Below are 26,582 nucleotides of genomic sequence, written 5' to 3'. Positions count from 1 at the left end.
AAAATAGTATGAGGTTTTTATTTTATTTTTAAGGAGGAGATACAATGCCATATACATATAAACGGGTCTTTCTAGTTGTAATGGACTCAGTTGGAATTGGTGAAGCACCGGATGCAGCTGAATTTGGTGACATAGGTTCAGATACTCTAGGCCATATTGCAGAGCGGATGAACGGACTGAATATGCCGAACATGGGAAAGCTTGGGTTAAGTAATATTAGAGAAATTAAAGGCGTGACAAAGGCAGAAAAGCCGCTAGCCTACTATACGAAAATGGAAGAAGCATCCGTAGGAAAAGATACGATGACTGGCCATTGGGAAATAATGGGTCTTAATATCGATACACCGTTTCGGGTATTCCCAGATGGATTCCCAGCAGAATTGATTTCAGAACTTGAATTAAAAACGGGTAGAAAGATCATCGGAAATAAACCTGCAAGTGGAACTGAGATCCTTGATGAATTAGGCGAAGAGCATATGAAAACAGGTGCTTTAATTGTTTATACTTCTGCAGACTCTGTTTTGCAAATTGCCGCCCATGAAGAGATTGTTCCGATTGAGGAACTATATAACATTTGTGAAATCGCAAGAGAACTGACCCTTGATGAAAAATACATGGTTGGTCGTGTGATTGCACGTCCATTCCTCGGATCACCTGGAGACTTTAAGCGTACGGCAAACCGCCATGATTATGCACTTAAACCTTTTGGCCGAACAGTCATGAATGAGTTGAAGGATGGCGGTTTAGATGTTATTTCAATCGGGAAAATTTCAGATATTTATGATGGAGAAGGCGTAACTCAATCCTTACGGACGGTTTCCAATATGGATGGTATGGACAAGTTGGTAGAAACTTTAAATATGGACTTTACCGGTCTCAGCTTTTTAAATCTTGTCGACTTTGATGCCTTGTTCGGACATCGCCGGGACCCAATTGGTTATGGAAAGGCTTTAGAGGAGTACGATGCTAGATTGACCGAGGTTTTAGAAAAATTAAAAGAAGACGACTTACTAATTATTACAGCTGATCACGGGAATGACCCTGTACATCCTGGAACAGACCATACTAGAGAATATGTACCATTACTCGTTTATTCAAAAGGAATGACAGAAGGAAAGGAATTGCCGCTGCGTAAGACGTTTGCTGATATTGGCGCTTCGGTGGCAGAGAATTTCCAAGTCGAAATGCCAAAATACGGTAAAAGCTTCATAAATGAATTAAAGTAAGAGGTGGAGACAATGGAGAAAAGTAAAATTCAAAATGCAGCAGAGTTTCTAAAAAATAAGTTTGGTCAACAGCCGAAAATCGGTTTAATTCTAGGGTCAGGGTTAGGGATTCTTGCTGACGAAATCGAAGATGCCGTTAAAATTCCTTACAGTGAGATCCCTGACTTTCCCGTTTCAACTGTTGAAGGTCACGCAGGCCAACTAGTAGTTGGAACATTAAGTGGGGTTACTGTTGCAGCAATGCAAGGACGGTTTCATTTTTATGAAGGGTACAGCATGGATAAAGTGACATTCCCAGTGCGGGTAATGAAAGAGCTTGGCATCGACCATTTGATTGTTACAAATGCAGCAGGTGGAGTGAATGAAAGCTTTTCACCAGGAGACTTGATGCTTATTTCAGATCATATTAACAATATGGGAACAAATCCGTTAGTAGGACCAAATGATTCAGAGTTAGGACCGCGTTTCCCAGATTTAAGCGAAGCGTATTCAAAGGAATTACGGAAAATGGCAAGAGGTACAGCTGAACGATTAGACATAAAGGTGCAAGAGGGAGTCTACGTAGGTAACTCAGGCCCGGTTTATGAAACACCTGCCGAGGTTCGCATGCTTCGTACCCTTGGAGGGGATGCAGTAGGGATGTCGACCGTCCCTGAAGTCATTGTAGCCAGACATTCAGGAATGAAAGTATTAGGGATTTCTTGTATATCGAATATGGCAGCAGGGATTCTTGATCAGCCACTATCACATGATGAAGTGATTGAGACAACGGAAAAGGTTAAGGCAACGTTCTTGCTTTATGTAAAAGACCTTGTAAATGAAATAGGTAAAGCCTAACTCAAGACAAAATACTTAGTAAGTGGTGATATGAATGAGAATGGTTGATTTAATAGAGAAAAAGCGCGATGGTCAAGAGCTTTCTACGGAAGAAATACAGTTTATCATTAACGGATATACCGATGGATCAATTCCCGATTATCAAGTAAGCGCGCTAACAATGGCAATTTTCTTTAAAGGGATGACCGAAAAAGAACGAGCTGATTTAACCATGGCAATGGTGAAATCGGGAGACCAAATTGATCTTTCCAAAATTGAAGGCATTAAAGTGGATAAGCATTCAACAGGTGGAGTGGGAGATACTACTACATTGGTTTTAGGACCGCTCGTTGCCGCTGTTGGAGTACCAGTTGCGAAAATGTCTGGTAGAGGTCTAGGACACACAGGTGGTACCATTGATAAGCTCGAAGCGGTTAGTGGTTTCCATGTAGAAATTGACAACGAGGAATTTATTCAACTAGTCAATAAAAATAAAATAGCTGTCATTGGCCAGAGTGGGAATCTAACGCCTGCAGATAAAAAGCTATATGCCTTACGTGATGTTACAGCAACTGTTGATAGCATCCCACTCATAGCGAGTTCAATTATGAGTAAAAAAATAGCTGCTGGTGCAGATGCAATTGTCCTTGATGTTAAGACAGGTGCTGGTGCTTTTATGAAAACACTCGATGACTCTAGAGAACTGGCAAAAGCAATGGTGCAGATTGGGAATAATGTCGGTCGAAACACAATGGCTGTTATCTCCGATATGAGCCAACCGCTTGGATTTGCGATTGGCAATGCTTTAGAGGTACAAGAGGCGATTGATACCCTTAAAGGGGAAGGTCCTGAAGATTTAACGGAGCTTTGTTTAACTTTAGGAAGTCATATGGTTTATTTAGCTAAAAAAGCAGAAACGCTAAAAGAAGCTCGTGCACTGCTTGAGGGCGCCATTAAGGACGGTTCCGCGCTTGAATCGTTCAAAGTGTTCTTAAGTTCACAAGGTGGCGATGCATCTGTTGTGGATGATGTAACTAAGCTGCCACAGGCTAAATTTAAAATAGAACTAGAGGCAAAAGAGGACGGCTATGTGTCCGAAATCGTTGCCGACGAAATTGGTACGGCTGCAATGTTATTAGGAGCAGGCCGGGCAACAAAGGAATCACAAATTGATTTAGCTGTGGGTCTTGTACTTCGAAAGAAGATCGGGGACAAAGTGCAAAAAGGTGACTCCCTATTAACCATCCATAGCAATTTTGAGGATGTGTCTGAAGTAAAAGATATACTATATAGTAATATCAGGCTCGCAAAGGATGCAATTGAAGCACCTGTACTTATTCATGAAGAGATAACAGAATAAAGAAGATTTAGCAGATTGTCGAGAAAGGGTATCTTTCTCGGCAATTTTTGTTTTGTCGGAATCTACTTAATCAAATAATGCGCCGCTAACTGGCCTGTTGATTTCCGCTCCGTGCCCCCCCGCGAACCGCTCGCGCCTGGAGCGGAAATCAACAGACAGGTTGAATAAACAAGCTATGTATCACCTATTTTATAACAAACTAACGTCGTTGATTGTTTAGTAAAACGACCTCGACAGCCTGAGAAGTGAAGCTTTTGTCTTCACTTCTTTTTTTTATTTGTTTATTTGTATAAAAATGGTTTTAGTGGAAAAAATAGTCCTTATAAAGATAGGAGGGTTATGGCCATGAGACGCAAAGGTATATTCAGTCTGATTATTGTTTCCGTTATGATTGCTTCAATGTTTTCAACGACAACATTTGCAAATGAAAATGGGGTGCAGCTTGCTGACGACTCCTTATCAGCAATTCTAATCGAACGGGACACAGGTAAAATACTGTATGAAAAAAACAGCAATGAACAACTCCCGCCGGCAAGCATGACTAAAATCATGACAATGCTCTTAATTATGGAAGCCGTAGACGAGGGTAGACTCAAGATGGATGAGAAAATCCGAACGAGCGAATATGCGGCTTCAATGGGTGGATCGCAAATCTTCCTTGAACCAGGGGAAGAAATGACAGTAGAAGAGATGCTAAGAGGAATAGCTATTGGTTCGGCCAATGATGCTTCCGTAGCGATGGCTGAGAGATTAGCGGGTTCTGAAGAAGAATTTGTTAAATTGATGAATAAAAAAGTAAAAGAGCTTGGCCTTAAAGATACTGCTTTCAAGAATGCCACGGGACTTCCCACAGAGGATCATTACAGTACGGCTAATGATATGTCAGTGATGGCTAAGGAACTTTTAAAATACGAAATGATTACTAAGTTTACAGGTAAATATGAAGACTACCTTCGAGAAGATACAGATAAGAAGTTTTGGCTTGTAAATACGAATCGCTTGGTTAAATTTTACCCAGGAGTAGATGGTCTAAAAACGGGATTTACAAATGATGCAAAATACTGTCTGACTGCAACCGCTGAAAAAGACGGAATGCGTGTCGTGGCAGTCGTGTTTGGAGCTTCAACATCTAAATCAAGAAATGCGCAAGTGACGAAAATGCTAGATTATGCGTTTAGTCAATATGAATCTCATCCAATGTATGAAAAAGGGCATGTAATTGGAAAGGCCAAAATCAGTAAAGGCAGTGAAAAATTAATAGATGCTGTTACATCTGAGCGAATTTCTCTTTTAACTAAAAAGGGAGAAAACATTGAAAAAATCGAGGAGAAAATCTCTTTAAAGGAAAACTTAAAAGCACCGATTCAAAAAGGGGATGAAGTCGGTACGTTGAAGCTTGTTCAAGACGGGAAGACATTGGTGAAAACAAAGCTTGTTGCCAATGAATCTGTTGAAAAAGCAAGCTGGTGGCAGCTTTATAAGCGGGCTTTTGGCATGTTCACTAGAACAGGAGAGTAGCAGCATAGAAATTCTCTGAAACATCCTGTCGAAAACACAGTCCTAACAACTAGTTTTAGCGAATAGACACTAGTTTTGTCCGTAGAGAAGGAATTAATGGTCATGTGGCGAATTTGACTCCTTATACCAATTAAGGAGGCAATCGATCCGTGAGTCTTAACATTGATATGGAAATTAAAAATGACGTCCTGTGCATTCGTCTGAGCGGAGAATTGGACCATCATGCAGCCGATGAATTACGTGATCGGGCAACGAAAGCTCTAGAAGCAAAAAATGTCCGTCATATTATCCTTAACCTCGAGCATTTAACCTTTATGGATAGCTCTGGTCTCGGGGTCATTTTAGGAAGATACAAACATATAAAACAACTGCATGGTGAAATGATTGTCTGCGCAGTTACCCCACCTATCAAACGGCTATTTGATATGTCCGGCCTTTTTAAGATTGTTAGGCTTGAGATATCGGAAGAATATGCTTTAGAAAGATTGGGGGTTGCGTGACAAATGAAAAATGAAATGAATCTTCAATTTAGCGCCTTAAGTCAAAATGAATCGTTCGCCAGAGTGACCGTTGCTGCCTTTATTGCTCAACTTGATCCAACAGTGGATGAATTAACCGAGATTAAAACGGTTGTTTCTGAGGCTGTAACAAACTCGATTATTCATGGTTATGAGAGTAATCCGGATGGAAAGGTATATATTTCTGTTCTATTAGAAGAGGGTACAGTCGAATTGGTCATAAGAGATAAGGGGATTGGAATTCAGGATATAGAGGAGGCTCGTCAGCCTTTATATACTTCCAAGCCAGAGTTGGAACGATCTGGGATGGGATTTACAATCATGGAGAATTTCATGGATGAAGTAGAAGTCCGTTCTGAGCCAGCCTTTGGGACAGAGATTCGCATGAAAAAACACTTACTAAAAAGTAAAGCACTGTGCAATTAAGGAGTCCTGCATATGGATGTTGAGGTAAAAAACGATAACAGTCAAGCCTATTTGAAGGACCATGAAGTCAAGGAACTGATTAAACGGAGCCATGAAGGAGATCAGGGCGCTAGGGATTTAATTGTCCAGAAGAATATGCGTCTCGTTTGGTCAGTGGTTCAGCGTTTCCTGAATCGCGGCTATGAGCCAGACGACCTGTTTCAGATAGGAAGTATCGGTCTCCTTAAATCAGTCGATAAGTTCGACCTTTCATATGATGTTAAATTTTCTACCTATGCCGTTCCTATGATTATCGGTGAAATCCAGCGCTTTATCAGAGATGACGGTACGGTCAAGGTAAGCCGATCATTGAAGGAGATGGCGAATAAAATACGAAAGGCCAAGGATGAACTTTCAAAAACTTATGGGAGAGTTCCCACAGTAAATGAATTGGCCGAGTATCTAGAACTAACCCCAGAAGATATCATCCTTGCCCAGGAGGCAAGTCGAATTCCGTCATCGATTCACGAGACGGTATACGAAAATGACGGAGACCCTATCACGTTGCTTGATCAAATCGATAATGGTGAAGAGGGCAGATGGTTCGATAAGATTGCCCTAAAGGAAGCGATAGGCGAACTCGATGAAAGAGAAAAATTAATTGTCTATCTGCGCTACTACAAAGATCAAACCCAGTCAGAAGTAGCTGGCAGATTAGGGATATCTCAGGTGCAGGTTTCCCGTTTAGAAAAGAAAATTCTACAGCAAATGAAGACCCGCATGGATCAATGATGCCATGTGGGTTTTTTGCGTCTAGCTTTTTCTAAAAGGCTGTTTTCGTAAAAGGAACTCCAAGGCCGAGGTAGTCTTGGGTGGGTAAGCTGCCCTGCCCTGCCCAGTTCATTTAAATAGAAGGCATGGCATTAATTGAGTAACCATTTATAGAAAAATAAGTGGAATTTTTCCCGTTAAATGCAGATTAGAGCTCGTTTTGGTGTAAATAGAGGGAGTTTTTCCTTCTATATTAAGTAAAATAACCATTTTCTCCGTATTTCGAGTCAAGTAAGTGGAGTTTCTCCCTCTATTTTAAGCTAATTTCAGTGTCAAGTATTAATTAAGGGAATTTTTTCCCTCTATTTATTGATCACAGTACCTAAACTGATTTCCTAACCAAATATGAGCAAACTCTCAGGGTCCCATATTTATTGTGACAGTTTACTGTATTTAAATAACGGAACCTAGACACTTAGTATTCAGCTTTAGAATTGTGTTTGTTTACGTTATCCATTTTTTGGACTTCATGAAAAAACACAACCAACCAATACTAGTTATACAAGGAAAACTATGTGTTGGAAGTGAACGGGATGGAAAATACAGTTTACATTCGTATGCGGAACCGTGTTCAGGTGAACGTAGATGATTCACTTTTCCTAAGGGATATCGCACAAATTATTTCCAGGGAAGGAATTCATCAAAAGCTCGAAAGGCTTCCAGTCTATAAGGTTTCAGCGGAAGATAACAACGTCATTATTCTGGATGTAATGAGGATAATTAGAATGATTACCAACTTGTATCCTGATACCGAGGTGCAGGCAGTTGGACCAACTCAAACCATTATAGAAGTAATGTATAAGAAAAAAAGGGTATCATTTCCTCTCTTTATTATGGTCTGGTTGCTACTATTTATTGGGTCCGCAATTACAATTATGAACTTTCATGAAGATGTTAGTATGCAGGCTGTTCAGCAACGAATTTATATGATGATTACAGGGAAATTCGAAAGTAAACCACTTCTTTTCCAAATACCCTATTCTTTCGGTTTAGGTCTTGGAATGATTCTCTTTTTTAACCATGTTTTTAAGAAAAGACTGAATGAGGAACCAAGTCCGCTAGAAGTTGAAATGTTCAATTATCAACAGTCCCTAGATCAATATGTAATTATTAACGAAAATAAGGAAAGCGTTAAGCGGTTAGATGACGATTGAAATTCTCTTTGTTTTTCTTGTTTCTCTTGCTGGTGGACTTGCGGTTGGAGCAGGTTTTGTTGCGTTTCTCGTCGTTCTCGGTGTGATTCCAAGGTTGACACAGCTTACAAAAACGATGAGGATGGTTTACTTGTACGAATGGGCTGTTGTCTTAGGTGCAATCGCTGGGACTTTTGGCAGTCTTCAGGACCTAACCTTTAATTTTACTGGGTTTCTTTCAATCCCTATCGGTCTTTTTGCTGGAACGTTTGTAGGAATGCTCGCTGCTGGATTAACAGAAGCATTAAATGTATTTCCAATCCTCGCAAAACGAATTCGTATCGAGGATAGAATCGTCATTCTAATCATGGCTATCGTCATTGGAAAGGTGTTAGGATCACTATTTCAATGGGTTTATTTCGTCGGTTAATTACAAATATGATGGCCCTTGTTGAAGAAAGATAGAGTCATCCTTGAAAGGAGTAGATTTTGTGAGCAAAACACAGAATAAGTTACCAATTCCAGAATCCTTATCTGAAGTCGAATCCTATATGAAAAACAGGATTGGACTAGAAGATAGCTTTGACTTAGGTGTAAGGAAGCTAAAGATCCTTAAAAAAAATGTCCACTTTTACTATGTGAATGGGTTATGTGATACTTCGCCAATTGTTCAAATAGTAAAAGAACTTGTAGGTATTAATAATTCAGAAAAACTTTCCTTACAATTACAGAGTATCGTGGAAAACCGTATTGTCCATCAGTCCGTCGAACAAGTTAAAACAATGGACGAAGTGGTAGATCAGGTATTGTCTGGCTTAATTGTTGTCCTTGTTGAAGGCGAAGGAATCGGTCTCGTTGTTGATGTTAGAAGCTATCCTGGGCGTCAACCACAGGAACCGGATACGGAAAAGGTTGTTCGTGGCTCAAGAGATGGTTTTGTCGAAAATATCATCGTGAACACCGCCCTAACTAGAAGAAGAATTCGAGATGAGCGTCTGCGTTTTGAAATCATGAAAGTCGGTGAAAGGTCAAAGACAGATATTGCCCTAGGTTATATAAAAGATGTGGCAAATCCTGATTTAATAAAAGTTATTAAAAAGGAATTAGAAGCGATTGAAATTGATGGCCTTGCTATGGCAGATAAAACGGTGGAAGAGTTTTTAGTAAAACAAGGTTACAACCCCTTTCCGTTAGTAAGATATACCGAAAGAGCGGATGTAGCGGCTACGCACCTTCTAGAGGGACATGTTCTAATTTATGTTGATACATCACCGTCTGTTATCATCACACCAACTACTTACTTCCACCATTTGCAGCATGCTGAGGAATACAGACAGTCACCAGGTGTTGGAACTTTAGTACGGTGGATTCGCTTTTTGGGTGTGGCAGCGTCATTAATCTTGTTGCCATTATGGTACTTATTTGTCCAAAATCCTGATTTGTTACCTGAGGCCCTATCTTTCATTGGACCAAATGATAAGTCAAATATTCCCGTATTATTACAAATATTCATGGCGGACATTGGAATTGAGTTCTTAAGACTAGCCGCTATCCACACGCCGACGCCACTATCGACAGCGATGGGTCTGATAGCAGCTGTACTGATTGGACAAATAGCGATTGATGTAGGCTTATTCGTACCAGAGGTTATTCTATATGTCGCCTTAGCAGCAATTGGTACGTATGCGACTCCAAGTTATGAATTAAGTATGGCGAATAAGATTGGTAGGCTATTTTTGTTAATTACCACTGCCGCTTTCCATGTTCCGGGATTTGTTATTGGCATGACTGCATGGATTTTGCTGCTAGCTGGGATACGGTCTTTAAACACTCCGTATCTTTGGCCGTTTTTACCATTTGCACCGAAAGCTTGTATGCAAATTCTAGTCCGCCGGGCTGTACCAGGTTCTACAATTCGTCCAAGTATTGTTCATGCACGGAATCGACAGAGACAACCTGCCAAAAACGGATAATACTCTAATTGCGTGTTCCCTTAAATTATGGTAAAGTAGTTTTAATTTTTAATCGTCAGTGTGGGAATAATCGAAAAATATATGTTCCCTTACGAGAGAATGAAATGAGGGGAAAGAACATGCAATTTCATGGAACGGGAAAGGTAAATGAACATGGACATCTCGAAATAGGCGGCATGGATACCGTGACTCTTGTGGAGCAATACGGAACCCCGTTGTACGTTTACGATGTAGCATTGATTAGGGAGAGAGCAAGAAGTTTTAAGAAAACATTTGAGAATCTTAATATAAAGGCACAAGTGGCCTATGCTAGCAAAGCCTTTTCAACTGTCGCTATGGTTCAGCTTGCTGAAGAGGAAGGACTATCACTCGATGTGGTATCAGGTGGAGAACTGTATACTGCAATTGCCGCAGGATTTCCGGCTGATAAAATCCATTTTCACGGGAACAACAAAAGTCTCGAAGAATTGGATATGGCGATAGAGAAGGAAATTGGCTGCTTTGTAGTTGACAACTTTTATGAGTTAGAAATCTTAGAGGAACTATGTGCTCCAAGGGAGAAAACAGTAAATATCTTGTTGCGTGTTACTCCTGGAATTGAAGCTCATACCCATGATTATATATTAACAGGACAAGATGATTCGAAATTTGGTTTTGGTCTGCAAAATGGACAAGCTGATGAGGCAGTTGATACGGCGTTAAAGTCAAAGCATCTGAATCTTCTTGGCGTTCATTGCCATATTGGTTCGCAAATCTTTGAAACAACAGGCTTTCTTGTTGCTGCCAGAAAAATATTTGAAAAGCTAAAAGATTGGAAAAACGAAAAAGCGTTCGAAGCCCAAGTGTTAAACCTAGGTGGTGGTTTCGGAATTCGCTATACAAAGGAAGATGACCCGATCCCTGCTTCACAATACGTTGAAGAAATCATCGGTGAAGTTAAAAACCAAGCAGAAAAGCTCGGTATGGAAACCCCAGAGATTTGGATTGAGCCTGGTCGCTCAATGGTTGGGGACGCAGGTACAACATTGTATCGAATAGGATCAAGAAAAGAAGTGCCTAATGTAAGACAGTATGTTGCGGTAGATGGTGGGATGAGCGATAACCTTCGACCAGCGCTTTATCAGGCAAAATATGAAGCCGTTTTAGCGAACAAGGCAAATGTAGAGCCTGATGAAACAGTTTCAATTGCTGGGAAATGCTGTGAATCTGGAGATATGTTAATTTGGGATTTGCCATTACCTAAGTCCGACCATACCGATCTATTGGCTGTATTCTGCACAGGTGCGTACGGGTATTCAATGGCTAATAACTATAACCGTATCCCGAGGCCTCCCGTTGTTTTCATTGAGAATGGCCAGGCTAAGCTGGTTGTGAAGCGCGAATCTTTTGAAGATATGGTCAGATTAGATTTACCTTTAAAAGAAAAAATAAAAAAATAAGCTGCCAATTGGTGGCTTATTTTTTACCCCGGATATCCCTTTAAGTAAGCAACATCTAAGAATATTAATTGGCTTTTTCATGCCGTTGCTGTAGAATATCCTATGGGAGGTTGGACTTATGAAAAGGAATAATTGGCTATTGTTTGCAATCCTACTGGTATTTGCAATGGCTTGGGGATTCTTTTATTGGCTTGTTATCGTTCCTAATCAATAACAACAATACCTAGAAATAAATTGCTGAAATTGAATGTATTATGTATGATTATAACAATTGTACTTTAGAGCGAACCTGCTTTCTTGTTCATGCATAAACTACATAAGGTTTAAATTCACTTTGCTATGGAAAAACTGAATTTGTTATTATTATTTATATGTTTAGTTCATTAATGAGGGATTAATATGTTGATTCGTTATAAGAAAGCATTCGAAAAAATTGCAATGGGTCTGCTATCATTCATGCCGAATGAAAAGGACATAAAAAAGCTACAGCAAACGATGAAGCAATATGAATCAGATAACAGCTGGCAGCTGTTTTTATGGAAAGACGAAGATATCACTGGATTACTCGGGATTCAGTTTATCAATGAGAATACCCTTCAAATCCAGCATATTTCCGTCAATCCTTCGCACCGCCATCAAGGGATTGGTAAAAGGATGGTTTGCTCCTTAGAAGAGCTGTATGCTGAAAAAGAGGTATTACCGAATGCCGATACAGCTGGTTTTATTGAGAAATGTGGAACGATTAGAACCAATGAGGCAGAAAAAGGCAGTGATTAATTAAAAATCACTGCCTTTTCTTTTTTTGCGTTTTTCAAGAGCAAGTTTCCTTTCGAGGATGACGTCAGATCTGTCCCTAGTAGAGTGTCTGTTTATTAGGCTTTGATCAAGAATATTACTCTCCCTTCCCCATATCAACCCTTGCTGTAGACAAAATTTTCTACACTGGTTGATTATCGATTTGTCCGAGAGGGGCAAATTCATACTCTTGTAGGGTGTTCTTGCTAGAATGGAGGTTCTTCGCTCCACCAATAACTCCAATAAAGCTTGATAATTGATTCCAAGTTCTTGGCATTTTCCTCCTTCATTAGAAAAAATCATAGCTGCCTTATCATGTGTCCTCAATGCTCCGGAATAATTTCCACGCCTGTAATGATATTGAGAGACAGCTAACTGAATAAAAGCGACCCATATAGATTCTTTATTTCCAGGATCTTTTTCCTTCCAATATTCTTCCAGAATTTCATGGCATTCAAAGTAATCCCGGTCTCCATGAAAATGGACAAGGTATTGAATAAAGGCCTTTGGAACCATTTTCATCCCCCTTTGCTAAATATATTTATAGCTTATCATAATTTTTCAGCTTGAACAGAATTGTGGTTTAGCTAGTCAAATATTTATGGATATGACCATGTCATTCCTCTATACTATATAAGAAAAATATAAAGACTATACGAATATTGGTGAAAAACAATGGAATATAACGTAAAAATTGAAGCGTTTGAGGGACCACTCGATTTACTCCTTCATTTAATAAATAGATTAGAAATAGATATTTATGACATTCCGGTCGCAAAAATCACGGAGCAGTACCTTCTCTATATTCATGCAATGAAGGAATTAAGGTTAGACATAGCAAGTGAGTATTTGGTGATGGCAGCAACGCTCTTAGCGATTAAAAGCAAAATGCTTCTGCCTAAACATGAGGACGAAATGGAAAGCTTTGAGTTTGAGGACGAAGAAGACCCGAGGGATGAATTGGTGGAAAGGCTCATTGAGTATAAAAGATACAAGGAAGCAGCTAATGAGTTTAAGTCACTAGAACTAGATCGTGGCTTGATGTATACAAAACCACCTAGTGATCTTTCAGAGTATGCTAAAGAAGTGCATTCCGAGTCGATAAAACCGGATGGTCATGTAAGTATCTACGATATGCTTGCTGCCTATCAAAAGCTGGTGAGAAGAAAGAAGCTACAAAAACCATTGTCAACTAGAATAACTCGTCAAGAAATCCCTATTGAAAAGCGGATGGAGGAGATTATTCAGTTTTTAAAACAGGGCGGAAGAAAAAGCTTTTATGATCTATTTCCTACTCCTGACCGAGGTCACATCGTTGTAACCTTTCTAGCTGTGTTAGAACTGATGAAGCGGCAGGAAATTCAGGTTGAACAGGAGCAGAATTTTGCTGAAATCTTTGTAACAGCGGATAAGGGGGGCGACAAGATTGGATATCATTAATTGGAAAGGAATACTTGAAAGTGTTTTGTTTGCTGCTGGTGACGAAGGTCTTTCTTTAAAGCAAATCGCAAGTGTACTTGAAGTGGATGAAATTAAAGCACAAGAAATCGTTGATGCAATGCAGCATGAGTATGAAAATGCTGAAAATAGGGGTATTATGCTTGTTCAAATTGCGGGTGTTTTTCAGTTGGTCACTAAAAAAGAGCATGCTGATTATTTAAAACGTCTTGTTGAATCACCAGGAACAGCAAATCTTTCACAGGCAGCGTTAGAAACCCTAGCGATTATTGCCTATAAACAGCCAATAACGAGGGTAGAAATTGAGGAGATTCGTGGAGTTAAAACGGAAAGACCATTACAAACTCTAGCATCAAGGGCCTTAATAAAGGAAGTAGGGCGTGCAGAAGGTGCAGGGAGGGCTTACTTGTACGGGACCACTAAAGAATTTTTAGATTATTTTGGCTTGAAAAATATAGCTGAGCTACCGCCGTTACCTGAGCAAATGGAGGATGAGGAAGTTCAGGATGAGGCTGATTTGTTTTTCGAGAAATTTAAAGAATTATAGCGTTCATGGCTTTGATTTAGGTAAGACAAAGTTCAGAGAATATGGTAAAATTAAAAATATTCTTAGTATATGATTCATGTGATTCAGCAAAGCTTTCAACGCATATTTATCATCGCAGAGATAGCTTGTGTACCTACAGATGAACCAGGGAGGATAGGTATGTTTATTAAACAATGCAGTGGTTATGAACTTGAAAAGGAAAAATCAAACACATCTGAGGACTTCTTTAACCGCAGTGAAGTCACTTTTTTAGACGATGGTGAAGAAAAGACGCTACATGTTTTATATTTACGCTATTTTGATGAATTGATAAATAAGTTTACACCTTATGAGCAAGATCCCATTTTTAAGGCGGGTTCCCGTGAAGTATCTTTTAAGGAAATTATTGCCATCACCTGTTTGTTGAAAAATCCGGAATTGAGACATCGTAAACGAGTATATATAAATTCAGAAAGAGAGTTTGATCTCCTGTTTCAAGGGCTTGATTTTAGTAAGTTTGCCGAACTTTTTCAACATATTGAAGAGAACAAAGGATACGAAATCCGTTCTTCCATGGAATTCATGTCCGCTTAACGGTGTCGCTTTTTAAAAATAATGGGGGTGTACTTTTTGGGGAATAAAATTGTTGAAACACAAATTAAGGAAGTTAAAGATTTTCTCGGACAAACTGTCTCGAGTTTAGAGGACTTTTTAAATACAACAACGTTAGAAAGCTTGGAAGCCGAAGAGTCTGGTAATGATGAATATTACAAACGAGTTCTATCTACCATTCGTAAACTAACGGTCTACTGTGAAGAGGGTCTAGACGCTTGCCAGGTCATTGACAAGGCACAACCTTTTTCAAAGGCTGCTGCGGAGAAGACTTTATATCGTATCTATAATCACTGCATTGAAGAATTCTTTTCTCCTAAAAGCGATGCATGGTACGAGGATAGTAGGTCAGCTTATACAGGTAAAAACTCAATTAAATTTAGAGAAGGCATACCAATGAGCCTTAGAAAACTAGTGGCTTCTCTTGAAGCTGATTTCCAGAAAATCAGGGAAGAACTCGAGTATTATGAGACGGATTACCGTACAAAAATGCTACATTCAAAATAAAAACTAGGAACGGCTAAGTTAAAAGCCGTTCTTTTTTTTTGCCCTCTACCCTAGTGTAAATCCCACTCTTTTTTGAGTCATAACTACCCTTGTCCTGCATAAACTTGTACAAACTGCCAAAGAGAGACGAGGTCTGTTCAATGAAGAGGAAATGGATAATCGTATTGCTACTAGGTGTATTACTATTACATCATTTTCCTGTATCTACAGGTGCTGTAGGTTCAGTTAGCGCGAGAAACGCTATTCTAATGGAGCAGCAGAGTGGACGCGTGCTCTATGAGAAGAAAGCCCATGAACCCGAGAGAATTGCGAGTATTACGAAAATAATGACAGCCATCTTAGCCATTGAATCTGGGAAGCTCGATGAAAAGGTGAAGGTTAGTTCAAATGCTGCCGGAACTGAGGGTTCATCGCTATACCTGGAACCAGGTGAAAAAATTCTGCTTGAAGATCTGGTCTATGGTTTGATGTTGAGATCCGGTAACGACTCTGCTGTCGCTATAGCAGAATCTGTCGGCGGGAGCATCGAGGGGTTTGCATTTTTAATGAATCAAAAGGCTGAAGAGATTGGCATGAAGAACACTCATTTTGCAAATCCTCACGGTTTAGATGATCATGAGGACCATTATTCAACTGCGTATGATATGGCTTTACTTACTAGATATGCAATGAATAATGAAACGTATCGGACAATTGCGGGTACTAAGATTCACCGTGCTCCAAATCCAAATGAATCTTGGGAAAGGGTCTGGAAAAATAAAAACAGACTTTTGACAGGGTTATATAAGCATTCAACAGGTGGGAAAACAGGCTACACGAAAAGGGCCAAAAGGACCCTTGTGTCGACTGCAGCTAAGGATGATTTTGAACTAATTGCGGTAACCCTGAACGGCCCGGATGATTGGAATGACCATATCTATATGTTTGAGAGTGGCTTTGACCAATATGATATTGCCGAAATCTTGTCTGAAGGATCTATTAAAGAAGTAAAAGAGTCCTTTTATAAAGGGAAGGTATATCTTGAGCATTCCTTTGAGTACCCATTAACTTCAGAGGAAGAGGATATGGTGAAGGTAGAGTATAAGTTACTTAATCCGCCAGAAAATGAAGAAGAACGAAATGTTCCTGATGTCGTTGGAAAAGCAGAGATCCATCTTGGCAGTGACCTTATTAAAGAAATGCCAATTTATTTTAAACATCAACCAGAGGAAAAGAAATCGTTCTTTGACTTTTTTCGGAATATGTTTACTTCTGTTTTGGGTATGAAGGTCGATGGTTAATTATATTTGGGTTGGTATGACCGTAATCGGCTTAGTGTTTGCGGCAATAAATGGGACGATGGCGGAGGTGAATGAGGCGGTATTTAAGGGTGCTTCAGAAGCGGTAACCTTATGTATTGGCTTAATAAGTATCCTTGTTTTCTGGCTCGGAATGATGCGCATTGCGGAAACGGCAGGTTTGCTCGATAAGCTTGCCAGTTTATTCCGTCCGCTTATTACTAGGTTATTTCCAGAAGTCCCCGCTGGACATCCCGCAATGGGGTATATTCTTTCCAATATGATGGCCAATCTCTTTGGCTTGGGGAATGCCGCAACCCCTTTAGGAATTAAGGCTATGGAAGAATTAAAGAAGATAAATGGGGGGAAGGATTCGGCTAGTCGTTCGATGATCACCTTTTTGGCCATTAATACCTCAAGCATCACGCTTATTCCGACGACCGTTATTGCCATTCGAATTACTTATGACTCTGCTGCCCCAACAGAAATTGTCGGTCCGACTTTAATTGCTACTGGTATATCAACGATTGCTGCGATTTTAATTGATAGATACTTTTATTATCGAAGAAGCCGAAAAGGATGACGCTGCATGCAAATAATTTCTGTAATCTCCCTATGGTTCATTCCAGTTTTAATTGGGTTTATTTTACTTTATGGAACATTTAAAAAGGTCCCAACTTATGAAACGTTTGTTGAGGGGGGCAAGGAGGGAATAAAAATGGCCGTATCCATTATTCCATTTTTAGTAGGAATGATGGTAGCGATTGCTATTTTTAGGGCTTCAGGTGCTCTAGATTATATGATTGATATAATAAGGCCGGGCCTTGAAAAGGTCGGAATCCCAGCCGATATCGTCCCACTGGCCATTATTAGACCAATTTCAGGGAATGCCGCATTAGGAATGACAAGTGATATGATTGCTGCCTATGGTCCTGATTCTTTTATAGGTAGGTTAGCCTCTACACTGCAGGGAAGTACCGATACCACCTTTTATGTGTTGACTGTTTACTTCGGAGCTGTTGGAATTAAGAAGATGGGGGATGCTCTGAAGGTAGGATTACTGGCCGATTTAGCTGGCTTTGCAGCAGCAATCATTGTGGTAACACTGATTTTTGGATAAGTAGCCCATAAAAGTAAATAACAGCTAAAAGATGCCTTTTAACAGGGCATCTTTTTTTAAATCGGTAGAGGTGGTACTTTGAAATCGGTAGGTTTTGTGTCATAATTCTTAAGGATAGCTTGATACTAAAATAATATTGAAGTTTGATACACAAAAATAGGGGTGACCAGCTTGGAAAGACTGCAAAAAGTGATTGCGCATGCCGGAATTGCGTCAAGAAGAAAAGCAGAAGAATTGATTCTTGATGGTAGGGTGAAGGTAAATGGTAGTGTGGTTAAGGAATTAGGAGTTAAGGTAGGGTCTTCAGATAAAATTGAAGTCAATGGTATTCCTCTAGAGGGCGAGGAGCCGGTGTATTTTCTCTTGTACAAACCGCGGGGAGTAATTTCAAGCGTAAGTGATGACAAGGGTAGAAAAGTAGTTACAGATTATTTTCCTCATATTGAACAAAGGATTTACCCGGTAGGGAGATTAGATTATGATACTTCAGGTGTTATGTTGCTAACCAACGACGGTGAGTTTGCCAATTTGTTAATGCACCCTAGTAGTGAAGTAGAAAAGGTCTATGTTGCAAAAGTAAAAGGTGTTCCATCTAAGGAGAAGTTGAGGACCTTGGAGCGAGGAGTTCTTCTTGAAGATGGTAAAACGGCTCCAGCCAAGGTAAAACTATTATCATTAGATAAAAAGAATGAGACATCAATCGTGGAATTGATTATCCACGAAGGGAGAAACCGGCAGGTAAGACGCATGTTTGACGCCATTGGTCATCCAGTTTTAAAACTAAAACGCGAGCGGTACGGCACATTAAACCTACACGGCCTGAACGCAGGAGAATCAAAAGAATTAACTCCTCACGAAGTAAAACAATTACGGGTCTTAGCAATGAAAAAAAGGAACAAGTAAATTTCCGTATTTTCACCGTCTATTTGGTATAATGAGTTGGGAATAGGGGAGGCGGAGCTATTGAAAAGAAGACGTTTAGTGATCAGAACTATGATACTAGTGGTTCTAGCAGCAGCGGTTGGCTATACTTTATATGCGAATTTCACAAAGGATAATGTTCAAAAAGTGGCAGTTGGGAAAACAGCCCCGGACTTTGCGCTAGTGGATATGAATGGGCAGAAGCACCGATTATCTGATTATCGCGGAGAAGGTGTCTTCCTTAATTTCTGGGCAACATGGTGTAAGCCTTGTGAGCGAGAAATGCCGTATATAGATAAGTCCTACCATGAATTTAAGGATAAGGGAGTAAAGGTTTTAACTGTAGACGTAGGAGAGTCAGAGTTAGCCGTTAATAATTTCATCGAACGTCATAACCTAAGTTTTCCAGTAATGATTGACAAGGGCGAGGTTCAGACTGCCTATGGCATCAATCCTCTACCAATCACTTTCTTGATTGATAAAGATGGAAAAGTGGTCCGTTCACATGTGGGAGAGTTAACTCAGGCCACTGTTAATCAATTTATGGAGGAAATTCAACCTTAATAGAGAGCAAAATGGGGAGATTTGGAGATGAACGAAGTTAAATGTGAATGTGGCCATGTAAATCCACATGGGACCGTTCTTTGTGAGTCATGCGGAAAAGTACTAGAGGAAAAAGAAATTAATAAACAGTTACTTGACATGCGTTATGAAGGAAGTGCTAGAAGGTCACAAACCTATAACAAGACAATCATTGATAAGATTTGGAATTTTTTCTCTTCCGTTAAGGTGGGCGTCTGGCTGATTGTCCTTACGTTACTAGCCTCGATATTTGGAACAATTCTACCGCAGGTTATGTATATTCCTCAAAATATTCCTGCGATAGAACATTATGAAAATGAGTACGGATGGTTTGGAAAGCTTTATTATGAACTAGGATTCCACAATTTATACAGCTCTTGGTGGTATTTATTGCTTATAGCATCCATTGGAGTATCACTAGTTATTTGTAGCCTCGATCGGGTGGTACCGCTCTATAGAGCATTGAAAAACCAGCGTGTAACTAGACATGAGGGGTTCTTAAGGAGACAGCGTCTTTTTGGGGTATCAGAAGCTCCGCAATCGGATGAGGTTTATAAAACCATTACTAGTAAGTTAGGTTCCAAACGTTATAATATTCGTGAGGAAAATGGCAATATTCTCGCTGAAAAAAACAGGTTCTCCCGGTGGGGGCCCTATATTAATCACATCGGTCTGATTATATTCCTTATTGGAGGAATGCTTCGCTTTGTTCCAGGAATGTATGTAGATAAAACCCTATGGATTAGAGAAGGAGAAACAAAAGCTATACCTGAAACTGATGGACAATATTATTTGACCAACAATCAATTCATTGTCGAGCTATACGATAAGGAAAAGGATGGCGAAGTATTCGAGCAGGCATTAGAAAGAGCCGGGGGCGTAGTGAAAACGTATCAGGCGAATGTGACTCTTTATGAGAAAGAAGGGGATACGATTCCGGGGGAACAGCCTGAACTTGTGAAAGTAAGAGACGATGAAATTAGAGTGAATGAGCCACTTAAAGTGGATGGACTAGCTCTGTACCAAGTTGATTATAAACTGAATGAACTTCATAAAATGTCTTTTTCTCTGCAGGACAAAGAGACAGGGGATTCGTTTGGTGACATTCAAATTGATTTATTTAATCCGGAGGAACAATACGATCTGGGGAATGGTTATTCTGTAGAAGTAAAAAGCTATTTCCCAGACTTTGAATTTGACGAAGATGGGGAGCCAGCAACAAAATCACGAGTACCAAATAACCCAGCCTTTGTGTTTGAAATGAAAGCTCCAGATAAGCCTGACGGGGAAGTAAGTTTTGTGGCAATTCAGGAGACGATTGAACCTCTAGGGGATAATAAATATAAAATGACTTTCAAGGGCGTTGAAACGAATAATGTTTCCGGATTGACAGTGAGAAAAGATTTAACATTGTGGATTCTTGGTCTTGGTGGAGTCATTTTTATGATTGGTGTCGCACAAGGTGCTTATTGGAATCACCGACGGATATGGATTAGAAGAATTGATAATAAAGTGTGGATAGCGGGACACACGAATAAGAACTGGCATGGACTAAGGCGGGAGCTTGAAGCTGTTTTCGATGGAACGGGCATTGAGGTTCCGGAAGACCAGTCTGAAGAAGGAAGGAAAGGTTAAGGGGGAGAATCATGGCTGAATTAAGCGGTAATTTACTTTACTTCGCTTTTATTAGTTACCTAATTGCAACTGCATTTTTTGGAGGAGCAATTAGGTCTAAAAAGGATGGGGAAAAACAAGAGGGTTCCAATAAATGGGCGACAATAGCAATCGTAATTACAATTATTGGTTTCGTTGCTCAAACAGGTTACTTTATTACAAGATGGATCGCGGCTGGACATGCCCCTGTCAGTAATTTATTTGAATTCACTACTTTCTTTGGTATGTGTTTAGTGGGTGCGTTTATCTTTATCTATTATATTTATAAAGCCCCATGGCTTGGAGTATTCACTCTTCCAGTGGCGATATTAATCATCGCTTATGCAAGTATGTTTCCGCGCGAGATTTCGCCGCTTATTCCTGCATTACAGAGTGACTGGCTTCATATTCATGTCACAACGGCTGCCTTAGGTCAAGCAATTCTAGCCATTTCCTTTGCTGCCGGGATTATTTACTTAGTAAAAGCGGTTGACCAGACGGTAAGCAGCAAACGTACTTTTTGGCTTGAAGTGATTATGTATTCAATTGTAAGTGTTATCGCATTTATTTTGGTGACAACCGCATTTACATCTGTTAATTATAAAGCGGAATTTAATTATATTGATAAAAAGGGTGTTGAAGCGGTATATGAATATCATATTCCTGCACTAATTGGGCCAAATAAAGGTGAATTGGTTACGGAAGGGAAATTCGAACCACTGATTGAAACACCAGCAATCATTGACTCAAAAAAATTAAACACGGTTGTATGGTCATTGGTTATAGGATTGGTGCTTTATTGGGTATTAAGGTTAATTACTAGAAAACGGATTGCCGCGTTATTACAACCTCTAGTAAAAAATATCAATTTAGATCTTGTAGATGAAATTAGCTACCGCTCAGTGTTAATCGGTTTCCCAGTTTTCACACTTGGTGCGTTAATTTTCGCGATGATATGGGCTCAAATCGCCTGGACTAGATTCTGGGGTTGGGACCCGAAGGAAGTATGGGCGTTAATTACTTGGCTTTTTTATGCAGCTTTCTTGCATCTTCGATTGTCAAAAGGTTGGCATGGAGAAAAATCTGCTTGGCTTGCAATCATTGGCTTTTTCATCATTATGTTTAATCTGATTGTCGTTAATCTTGTAATTGCTGGATTGCATTCTTATGCAGGCTCATAAGCCAGTGAGTTTCCAAAAGCCCTCACTATTAGGTATAGTGAGGGCTTTTTTAAGTTATTACTATTAAAATGTGGATGTTTCGAAACTCTCAGAGCTGAATTTATGTCTATTTTAAGGCGAAGAAGTAGGTTAACATTATGATAAACATAAAAAACAATAGCAACATGGTTAATCATTAAGTAAAATATTCACAGGAGGGATCAATCAGATGGAGAAGGATATCAAGGTTTTAGTTGTAGACGATGAAGAAAGAATTAGACGTTTATTAAAAATGTATTTAGAGCGTGAAAACTTTATCATTGATGAAGCAGAAGATGGAAATGAGGCGCTTGCAAAAGCACTTGCAAATGAATATGATGTCATCCTGCTTGATTTGATGATGCCTGGTAAAGATGGGATTGAGGTTTGTCGCGACTTAAGAGAAAAGAAGTCGACCCCTGTAATCATGCTGACCGCAAAGGGCGAAGAAGTGAACCGAGTTCAGGGATTTGAAGTGGGGACAGATGATTATATCGTGAAACCATTTAGCCCAAGAGAGGTAGTGTTAAGAGTAAAAGCGATGCTTCGCAGATCTTCAAGCACTAGCTACTTACAAACTGAAACGACGACAAAGGATGTAATTGTTTTCCCTCATTTAACGATTGACAATGATGCCCACCGTGTGATGGCAGATGGCAAAGAGGTAAGCTTAACTCCTAAAGAATATGAATTATTGTACTTTCTTGCTAAAGCACCAGATAAAGTTTTTGACCGTGAACAACTTTTGAAGGAAGTTTGGCATTATGAATTCTTTGGTGACTTGAGAACGGTCGATACCCATGTGAAGCGTTTGCGCGAGAAATTAAATAAAGTTTCTGAACAGGCAGCTAAGATGATTGTAACCGTTTGGGGGGTAGGCTATAAATTTGAGGTTGTCAATGAATGATGTTTTGGCGCAGTGTTGTAGGTAAATTATGGTTTACCATTCTTCTACTAGTTGCCTTTGTCTTATCTATCTTAACTGTATTGCTGTTGGAGTTTTTTGAAAACTATAATATTGATCAGGCAAGACAAGACTTGACCTATACAGCAGAAAAGATTTCATTAAATCTCGCCCAGCATGGTGGAGAAGAGTTAGATATAGGTCTTGAAATAACGTGGGGCCTACTTGATGAAGTAACAAATGCAGCGGTTATTAAGAATGAAGATACTTATTTTTACTCCCCAGGTTCTGACGAATCAGTAAGGGTTCCGATTTCTTATTTTATTGAAGATGAGGAATTCCAGAGTGTGTTCGATGAAGGTAATAGTATTGATAAGATTATTACCTATTCAACGGGTGATTTAAATGAAACACAGTTTTTAATTATCGGGGTCCCACTTCGTGAATTTGAGGGAGAAGATGGTGCTGTTTTTGTTTACCAATCCCTTGAAGTAATGGAAGAAACCATGCAGCAGACAACTCAGATTGTCTTGATTTCGGCAGGTGTTGGACTTATTCTAACGACGATTTTTGCCTTTTTCTTGTCTTCGAGAATCAATGCTCCGCTGCGTAAAATGAGGGAAGCAGCCTTTGAGGTAGCAAGAGGGAAGTTTGATACGAAGGTGCCGATACTCACCAACGATGAGATTGGTGAGCTGGCCACGGCCTTTAATCAAATGGGAAGACAGTTAAAGTTTAACATGAATGCCTTAAGTCAGGAGAAGGAGCAACTTTCTAGTATCTTAAGTAGTATGGCAGATGGAGTTATTACTTTGAATCGTGACGGCACGATTTTAATTACCAACCCACCGGCTGAACAGTTTTTAAGGTATTGGTATTATGAACAAGGAGCAACCGAGAATACGGATGCTGTCCCTTCTAAAGTGATGGAACTCTTCCAGTTAGCAGTCAATACTGTTAATGAACAAGTCGGTGAGATTACACTCCAAGGTCGTTCGTTTGTTATTATAATTAGCCCGCTATTTAATAAAAAGACCATTCGTGGGGCTGTTGCTGTTGTCCGTGATATGACGGAAGAACGGAAACTTGATAAGCTCCGTGATGACTTTATCGCCAATGTATCGCATGAACTGCGCACCCCTATATCCATGTTACAGGGGTATAGTGAGGCGATTGTTGATGGTATAGCGGAAACTAATGAAGAAAAGCAAGAGATGGCACAAATCATTTATGACGAATCTTTGAGGATGGGAAGGCTCGTAAATGAACTGTTAGATTTAGCAAGAATACAGGCAGGACACATTCAGCTAGAAGTGGATAAGGTTGAATTGAAGCCTTTTATTAATCGGGTGATTCGCAAATTCCAGACGCTTGCTAAAGAAAAAAGCCTTGAGTTACACACGAATATCGAGATAGATGAACAGGAGTTTTATTTTGACCCTGATCGCATTGAACAAGTGCTAACGAATCTCTTAGACAATGCAATCCGTCATATTCAAGAATCTGCGTCGATAACGGTTACGGTTAAATCGATAGGTCGTGAACTATTGTTTGAAGTGAGTGACGAAGGACCTGGTATACCTGAAGAAGACCTACCATTCCTGTTCGAACGCTTCTATAAGGGGGATAAATCCCGTACAAGGGGGCGTTCGGGTACAGGTCTAGGTCTTGCAATTGCAAAGAATATTATCGATGCACATAAGGGAAATATATCGGTGAGAAGCAAATTGGGACAAGGAACGACATTTTCCTTTTTTATTCCACGAAATACTGATTCATTCTAAAAAGATTGACGACTTATCTTGATTCACGAGAAACAATAGGCCACCCGATGATAATCGGGTGGTTTTTTAGTTTTAACTTGAAAAAACAACCTTCCAATTTTAATAGGAAAAGAATATAGTTAAAATGAAACTTTTTATACATATTAACGACTAATCTTATGAACACGGAGGGGAGAAGAGAATGGACTCCGTTTTTGATCATTTATATCAAAAATATCACCAAGATTTATTTCGGTTTTTATTTTATATGGTTAAGAATAAGGAATTAGCTGAGGACCTAGTCCAGGAGGTTTATATTCGCGTTCTAAAAGCTTATGACCGCTTCGAGGGGAACAGTAGTGAAAAAACATGGCTATTTTCGATTGCAAAAAATGTCGCGATTGATCACTTTCGTAAACAAAAGGGCTGGAAAAAATGGCTTCTGGAAAAGCTGGACTTCTCAGCAACACAGATTAGCGACCAATTGCCGCTTCCTGAAGAACTAGCACAGCAGAAGGAAGAAATTAAGCTTATCTATCACTGCCTTGACCGATGCACGGTAGATCAAAAGATGGTCATTATTCTTAGGTATATCCATGAATTGTCGATAGGTGAAACAGCAGAGGCGCTTGATTGGACAGAGAGCAAGGTGAAGACCACTCAGCATAGGGCAATTAAATCGTTGAGGAAGATGATGGAAGAAGTGGATAAGGAGGTGGTGCCTAGTGAGAAAACGGAAGTTAAATGATCGGGAACTTGAAGAATTGCTTAGGCAACTCCCCAAGGTATCTGATCCACGACATCCTAGCGAAATCTATCAAGGTTTGTCATTAAAAAAGAAGAAAAAAAGAATTCCAGTGTGGGTGATACCTGGTTTAGCTACTGGGGCAGTATTAGTGCTCTTATTTATCCTTTCACCGACACTTACAAGCTGGGATAACGTAGCGAATAATAGTGATCATGCTGAGTTGTCCGTTGAATCAACTGAATCTCCACAGGAGAGCAGTAGAGCAGCTGATAACGCAGACAGTAATGCAATGAGCCCGTTTAGTACTGAGGAGAGCTTAGACAACACCATAGAAGAGACGCTAACGGCTAATGAGTACGAGGAACCGACTGCGGTTTATCCAGATGACCTAGAAAATAATCAGATTTTTACATTTTCTATTCCGGACCCCAATGCTCAATTAATAGTACCAGTAACTGTGTTGGTTGATAAAATTGAACAAAAAACATGGTTTGATCTGTATGAGGAAACCATGGTGAAATTAGATGAGGAAGAATGGGGTTTATCAGAATATTTTCCACTTGAAGCTAGTATGAGTTATGATGAGGGAAATCAAAGTGTCAATGTCGATGTTGCAGCTAATCATACGTATGGCTATGGATCGACTGCTGAAACAATATTTACAAGCATCTTGAAGGAATCATTCCCTGTTGAAAAGGTTAAGAAAGTTACTTTTACAACTGACGGTCAAAGAGGGATTGAATTAGGGAATTATGGAACGATATCTGAGCTCCAAACGGAAGAAGGAGCAAACCAAGCCTACTTCTTCTTTTATTCTGGAAAAGAGGACCGCCCTTATCTAGTTCCATCGGCGGAACACTTCGGTACAATTTCGGAAGCCTTTGCTAAAATGCGTGTTGACCAAGAAGTGTTGGGGCTCAAAGCTTCACTACCAAAGGATTTGGTGCTCGAGAAATCTGATGGGGAAGGTAGCGGGAAAACACTTTATCTAAAAGTTTCAGAAGACTTTTCGATGGATGATGATTTTTTGGATAGCCTTGAGGCGATTTTCCTAACGGCTAGAAATTTCGGCTACGATTTCATTAGATTTGAAAATGGAAATACAGAGCATGTTGGACCATTTGATCTTTCGAAAGAGCTGCCACTTCCAGTTGCACCAAATAAGAAAATGATTGAGCTCAATTAAAGTCTCGCCTTAGTGGCAAGGCTTTTTTTATTTTTATTGAATAAATCGGCAGGTGACTACCAAATAATAACACCATGTTTTGTAATCTGTACCCGCCCTATGGATAGATGTT

28 protein-coding genes and 1 pseudogene are annotated in these 26,582 nt (G+C 39.8%); 27 read left to right on the top strand and 2 right to left on the bottom strand.

Annotation, left to right across the window (positions count from 1 at the left end; translation table 11 throughout):
• Positions 1–44 precede the first annotated feature (44 nt).
• The 12 genes from deoB to BMX30_RS10415 all read left to right on the top strand — a co-directional run bounded on the left by deoB (position 45) and on the right by BMX30_RS10415 (position 11,996).
• A complete protein-coding gene (deoB, locus tag BMX30_RS10470; RefSeq protein ID WP_090744751.1) occupies positions 45–1,226 on the top strand; it encodes a phosphopentomutase in 1,182 nt (393 codons plus the stop codon).
• A gap of 12 nt (positions 1,227–1,238) precedes the next feature.
• The gene (locus BMX30_RS10465; RefSeq protein WP_090744748.1) at positions 1,239–2,063 is read left to right on the top strand and encodes a purine-nucleoside phosphorylase; all 825 of its coding nucleotides are present in this window, start codon (positions 1,239–1,241) and stop codon (positions 2,061–2,063) included.
• 34 nt (positions 2,064–2,097) lie between these two features.
• Positions 2,098–3,402 (top strand): pyrimidine-nucleoside phosphorylase, encoded by a 1,305-nt coding sequence (locus tag BMX30_RS10460; RefSeq protein ID WP_090744746.1) that lies wholly within the window; start codon positions 2,098–2,100, stop codon positions 3,400–3,402.
• 345 nt (positions 3,403–3,747) lie between these two features.
• A complete protein-coding gene (locus BMX30_RS10455) occupies positions 3,748–4,920 on the top strand; it encodes a D-alanyl-D-alanine carboxypeptidase family protein (protein WP_090744743.1) in 1,173 nt (390 codons plus the stop codon).
• Between the two features lie 149 nt (positions 4,921–5,069).
• Positions 5,070–5,420, top strand: a complete 351-nt coding sequence (spoIIAA, locus tag BMX30_RS10450) for an anti-sigma F factor antagonist (RefSeq protein WP_090744740.1) — start codon at positions 5,070–5,072, stop codon at positions 5,418–5,420.
• A 3-nt stretch (positions 5,421–5,423) separates the two neighbouring features.
• A complete protein-coding gene (spoIIAB, locus tag BMX30_RS10445) occupies positions 5,424–5,864 on the top strand; it encodes an anti-sigma F factor (protein ID WP_090744737.1) in 441 nt (146 codons plus the stop codon).
• A 12-nt stretch (positions 5,865–5,876) separates the two neighbouring features.
• Positions 5,877–6,635 (top strand): RNA polymerase sporulation sigma factor SigF, encoded by a 759-nt coding sequence (gene sigF / locus BMX30_RS10440; RefSeq protein WP_090744734.1) that lies wholly within the window; start codon positions 5,877–5,879, stop codon positions 6,633–6,635.
• A 572-nt stretch (positions 6,636–7,207) separates the two neighbouring features.
• Positions 7,208–7,828 (top strand): stage V sporulation protein AA, encoded by a 621-nt coding sequence (locus BMX30_RS10435; RefSeq protein ID WP_090744965.1) that lies wholly within the window; start codon positions 7,208–7,210, stop codon positions 7,826–7,828.
• Positions 7,818–8,237 carry a stage V sporulation protein AB gene (locus BMX30_RS10430; RefSeq protein WP_090744731.1) on the top strand — a complete coding sequence of 140 codons (420 nt, stop codon included), beginning with the start codon at positions 7,818–7,820 and terminating at the stop codon, positions 8,235–8,237. The genes BMX30_RS10435 and BMX30_RS10430 overlap by 11 nt, the downstream gene beginning before the upstream one ends.
• Positions 8,238–8,358: 121 nt before the next feature.
• Positions 8,359–9,780, top strand: coding sequence for a spore germination protein (locus tag BMX30_RS10425; protein ID WP_090744962.1), 1,422 nt, complete (start codon positions 8,359–8,361; stop codon positions 9,778–9,780).
• Between the two features lie 119 nt (positions 9,781–9,899).
• A complete protein-coding gene (lysA, locus tag BMX30_RS10420; RefSeq protein ID WP_090744729.1) occupies positions 9,900–11,219 on the top strand; it encodes a diaminopimelate decarboxylase in 1,320 nt (439 codons plus the stop codon).
• Positions 11,220–11,618: 399 nt separating this feature from the next.
• On the top strand, positions 11,619–11,996 hold the full coding sequence (locus tag BMX30_RS10415; protein ID WP_090744726.1) for a GNAT family N-acetyltransferase: 378 nt from the start codon (positions 11,619–11,621) through the stop codon (positions 11,994–11,996).
• Between the two features lie 160 nt (positions 11,997–12,156).
• Here BMX30_RS10415 and BMX30_RS24080 read toward each other — a convergent pair whose 3' ends face one another.
• Positions 12,157–12,291, bottom strand: a complete 135-nt coding sequence (locus BMX30_RS24080; RefSeq protein ID WP_280139957.1) for a hypothetical protein — start codon at positions 12,289–12,291, stop codon at positions 12,157–12,159.
• Positions 12,292–12,347: 56 nt separating this feature from the next.
• Positions 12,348–12,530, bottom strand: a pseudogene (locus tag BMX30_RS23920) (DUF309 domain-containing protein); the annotation flags it as partial.
• A 159-nt stretch (positions 12,531–12,689) separates the two neighbouring features.
• On the opposite strand from BMX30_RS23920, the gene BMX30_RS10405 reads away from it, so the two are divergent.
• From BMX30_RS10405 to BMX30_RS10335, 15 genes are all read left to right on the top strand, one after another.
• Complete coding sequence (locus BMX30_RS10405) at positions 12,690–13,454, top strand: segregation/condensation protein A (protein WP_090744720.1); 765 nt, start codon at positions 12,690–12,692, stop codon at positions 13,452–13,454.
• Positions 13,441–14,019, top strand: a complete 579-nt coding sequence (gene scpB / locus BMX30_RS10400) for an SMC-Scp complex subunit ScpB (protein WP_090744717.1) — start codon at positions 13,441–13,443, stop codon at positions 14,017–14,019. The genes BMX30_RS10405 and scpB overlap by 14 nt, the downstream gene beginning before the upstream one ends.
• Before the next feature lie 159 nt (positions 14,020–14,178).
• Positions 14,179–14,592, top strand: coding sequence for a hypothetical protein (locus BMX30_RS10395; RefSeq protein ID WP_090744714.1), 414 nt, complete (start codon positions 14,179–14,181; stop codon positions 14,590–14,592).
• A gap of 36 nt (positions 14,593–14,628) precedes the next feature.
• Entirely contained in the window at positions 14,629–15,117 is a 489-nt protein-coding gene (locus tag BMX30_RS10390) for a YpuI family protein (protein ID WP_090744711.1), read from the top strand.
• Between the two features lie 140 nt (positions 15,118–15,257).
• Positions 15,258–16,397: a D-alanyl-D-alanine carboxypeptidase family protein gene (locus tag BMX30_RS10385; protein ID WP_090744708.1), complete on the top strand. Its 1,140-nt coding sequence runs from the start codon at positions 15,258–15,260 to the stop codon at positions 16,395–16,397.
• The gene (locus tag BMX30_RS10380; RefSeq protein WP_090744705.1) at positions 16,390–16,977 is read left to right on the top strand and encodes a nucleoside recognition domain-containing protein; all 588 of its coding nucleotides are present in this window, start codon (positions 16,390–16,392) and stop codon (positions 16,975–16,977) included. The genes BMX30_RS10385 and BMX30_RS10380 overlap by 8 nt, the downstream gene beginning before the upstream one ends.
• Positions 16,978–16,983: 6 nt before the next feature.
• Positions 16,984–17,514 (top strand): spore maturation protein, encoded by a 531-nt coding sequence (locus tag BMX30_RS10375; RefSeq protein ID WP_090744702.1) that lies wholly within the window; start codon positions 16,984–16,986, stop codon positions 17,512–17,514.
• A 171-nt stretch (positions 17,515–17,685) separates the two neighbouring features.
• Complete coding sequence (gene rluB / locus BMX30_RS10370) at positions 17,686–18,417, top strand: 23S rRNA pseudouridine(2605) synthase RluB (protein WP_090744699.1); 732 nt, start codon at positions 17,686–17,688, stop codon at positions 18,415–18,417.
• A 60-nt stretch (positions 18,418–18,477) separates the two neighbouring features.
• Positions 18,478–18,999: a thiol-disulfide oxidoreductase ResA gene (gene resA / locus BMX30_RS10365; protein ID WP_090744696.1), complete on the top strand. Its 522-nt coding sequence runs from the start codon at positions 18,478–18,480 to the stop codon at positions 18,997–18,999.
• Between the two features lie 27 nt (positions 19,000–19,026).
• On the top strand, positions 19,027–20,652 hold the full coding sequence (gene resB / locus BMX30_RS10360; RefSeq protein ID WP_090744693.1) for a cytochrome c biogenesis protein ResB: 1,626 nt from the start codon (positions 19,027–19,029) through the stop codon (positions 20,650–20,652).
• Between the two features lie 11 nt (positions 20,653–20,663).
• A complete protein-coding gene (ccsB, locus tag BMX30_RS10355) occupies positions 20,664–21,851 on the top strand; it encodes a c-type cytochrome biogenesis protein CcsB (protein WP_090744690.1) in 1,188 nt (395 codons plus the stop codon).
• 208 nt (positions 21,852–22,059) lie between these two features.
• Entirely contained in the window at positions 22,060–22,776 is a 717-nt protein-coding gene (locus BMX30_RS10350) for a response regulator transcription factor (protein WP_090744687.1), read from the top strand.
• Positions 22,773–24,557, top strand: coding sequence for an ATP-binding protein (locus tag BMX30_RS10345; RefSeq protein ID WP_090744685.1), 1,785 nt, complete (start codon positions 22,773–22,775; stop codon positions 24,555–24,557). Before BMX30_RS10350 ends, BMX30_RS10345 begins: the two co-directional genes overlap by 4 nt.
• A 181-nt stretch (positions 24,558–24,738) precedes the next feature.
• Positions 24,739–25,284, top strand: coding sequence for an RNA polymerase sigma factor SigX (gene sigX / locus BMX30_RS10340; RefSeq protein WP_090744682.1), 546 nt, complete (start codon positions 24,739–24,741; stop codon positions 25,282–25,284).
• Positions 25,262–26,470 carry a hypothetical protein gene (locus tag BMX30_RS10335; protein WP_090744678.1) on the top strand — a complete coding sequence of 403 codons (1,209 nt, stop codon included), beginning with the start codon at positions 25,262–25,264 and terminating at the stop codon, positions 26,468–26,470. The genes sigX and BMX30_RS10335 overlap by 23 nt, the downstream gene beginning before the upstream one ends.
• The last annotated feature ends 112 nt before the right edge of the window (positions 26,471–26,582 follow it).

The organism is Mesobacillus persicus (genome assembly GCF_900109925.1).
Classification (GTDB): Bacteria; Bacillota; Bacilli; order Bacillales; family Cytobacillaceae; genus Mesobacillus_B; species Mesobacillus_B persicus.
This window is presented reverse-complemented; position numbering and strand designations above follow the sequence as displayed.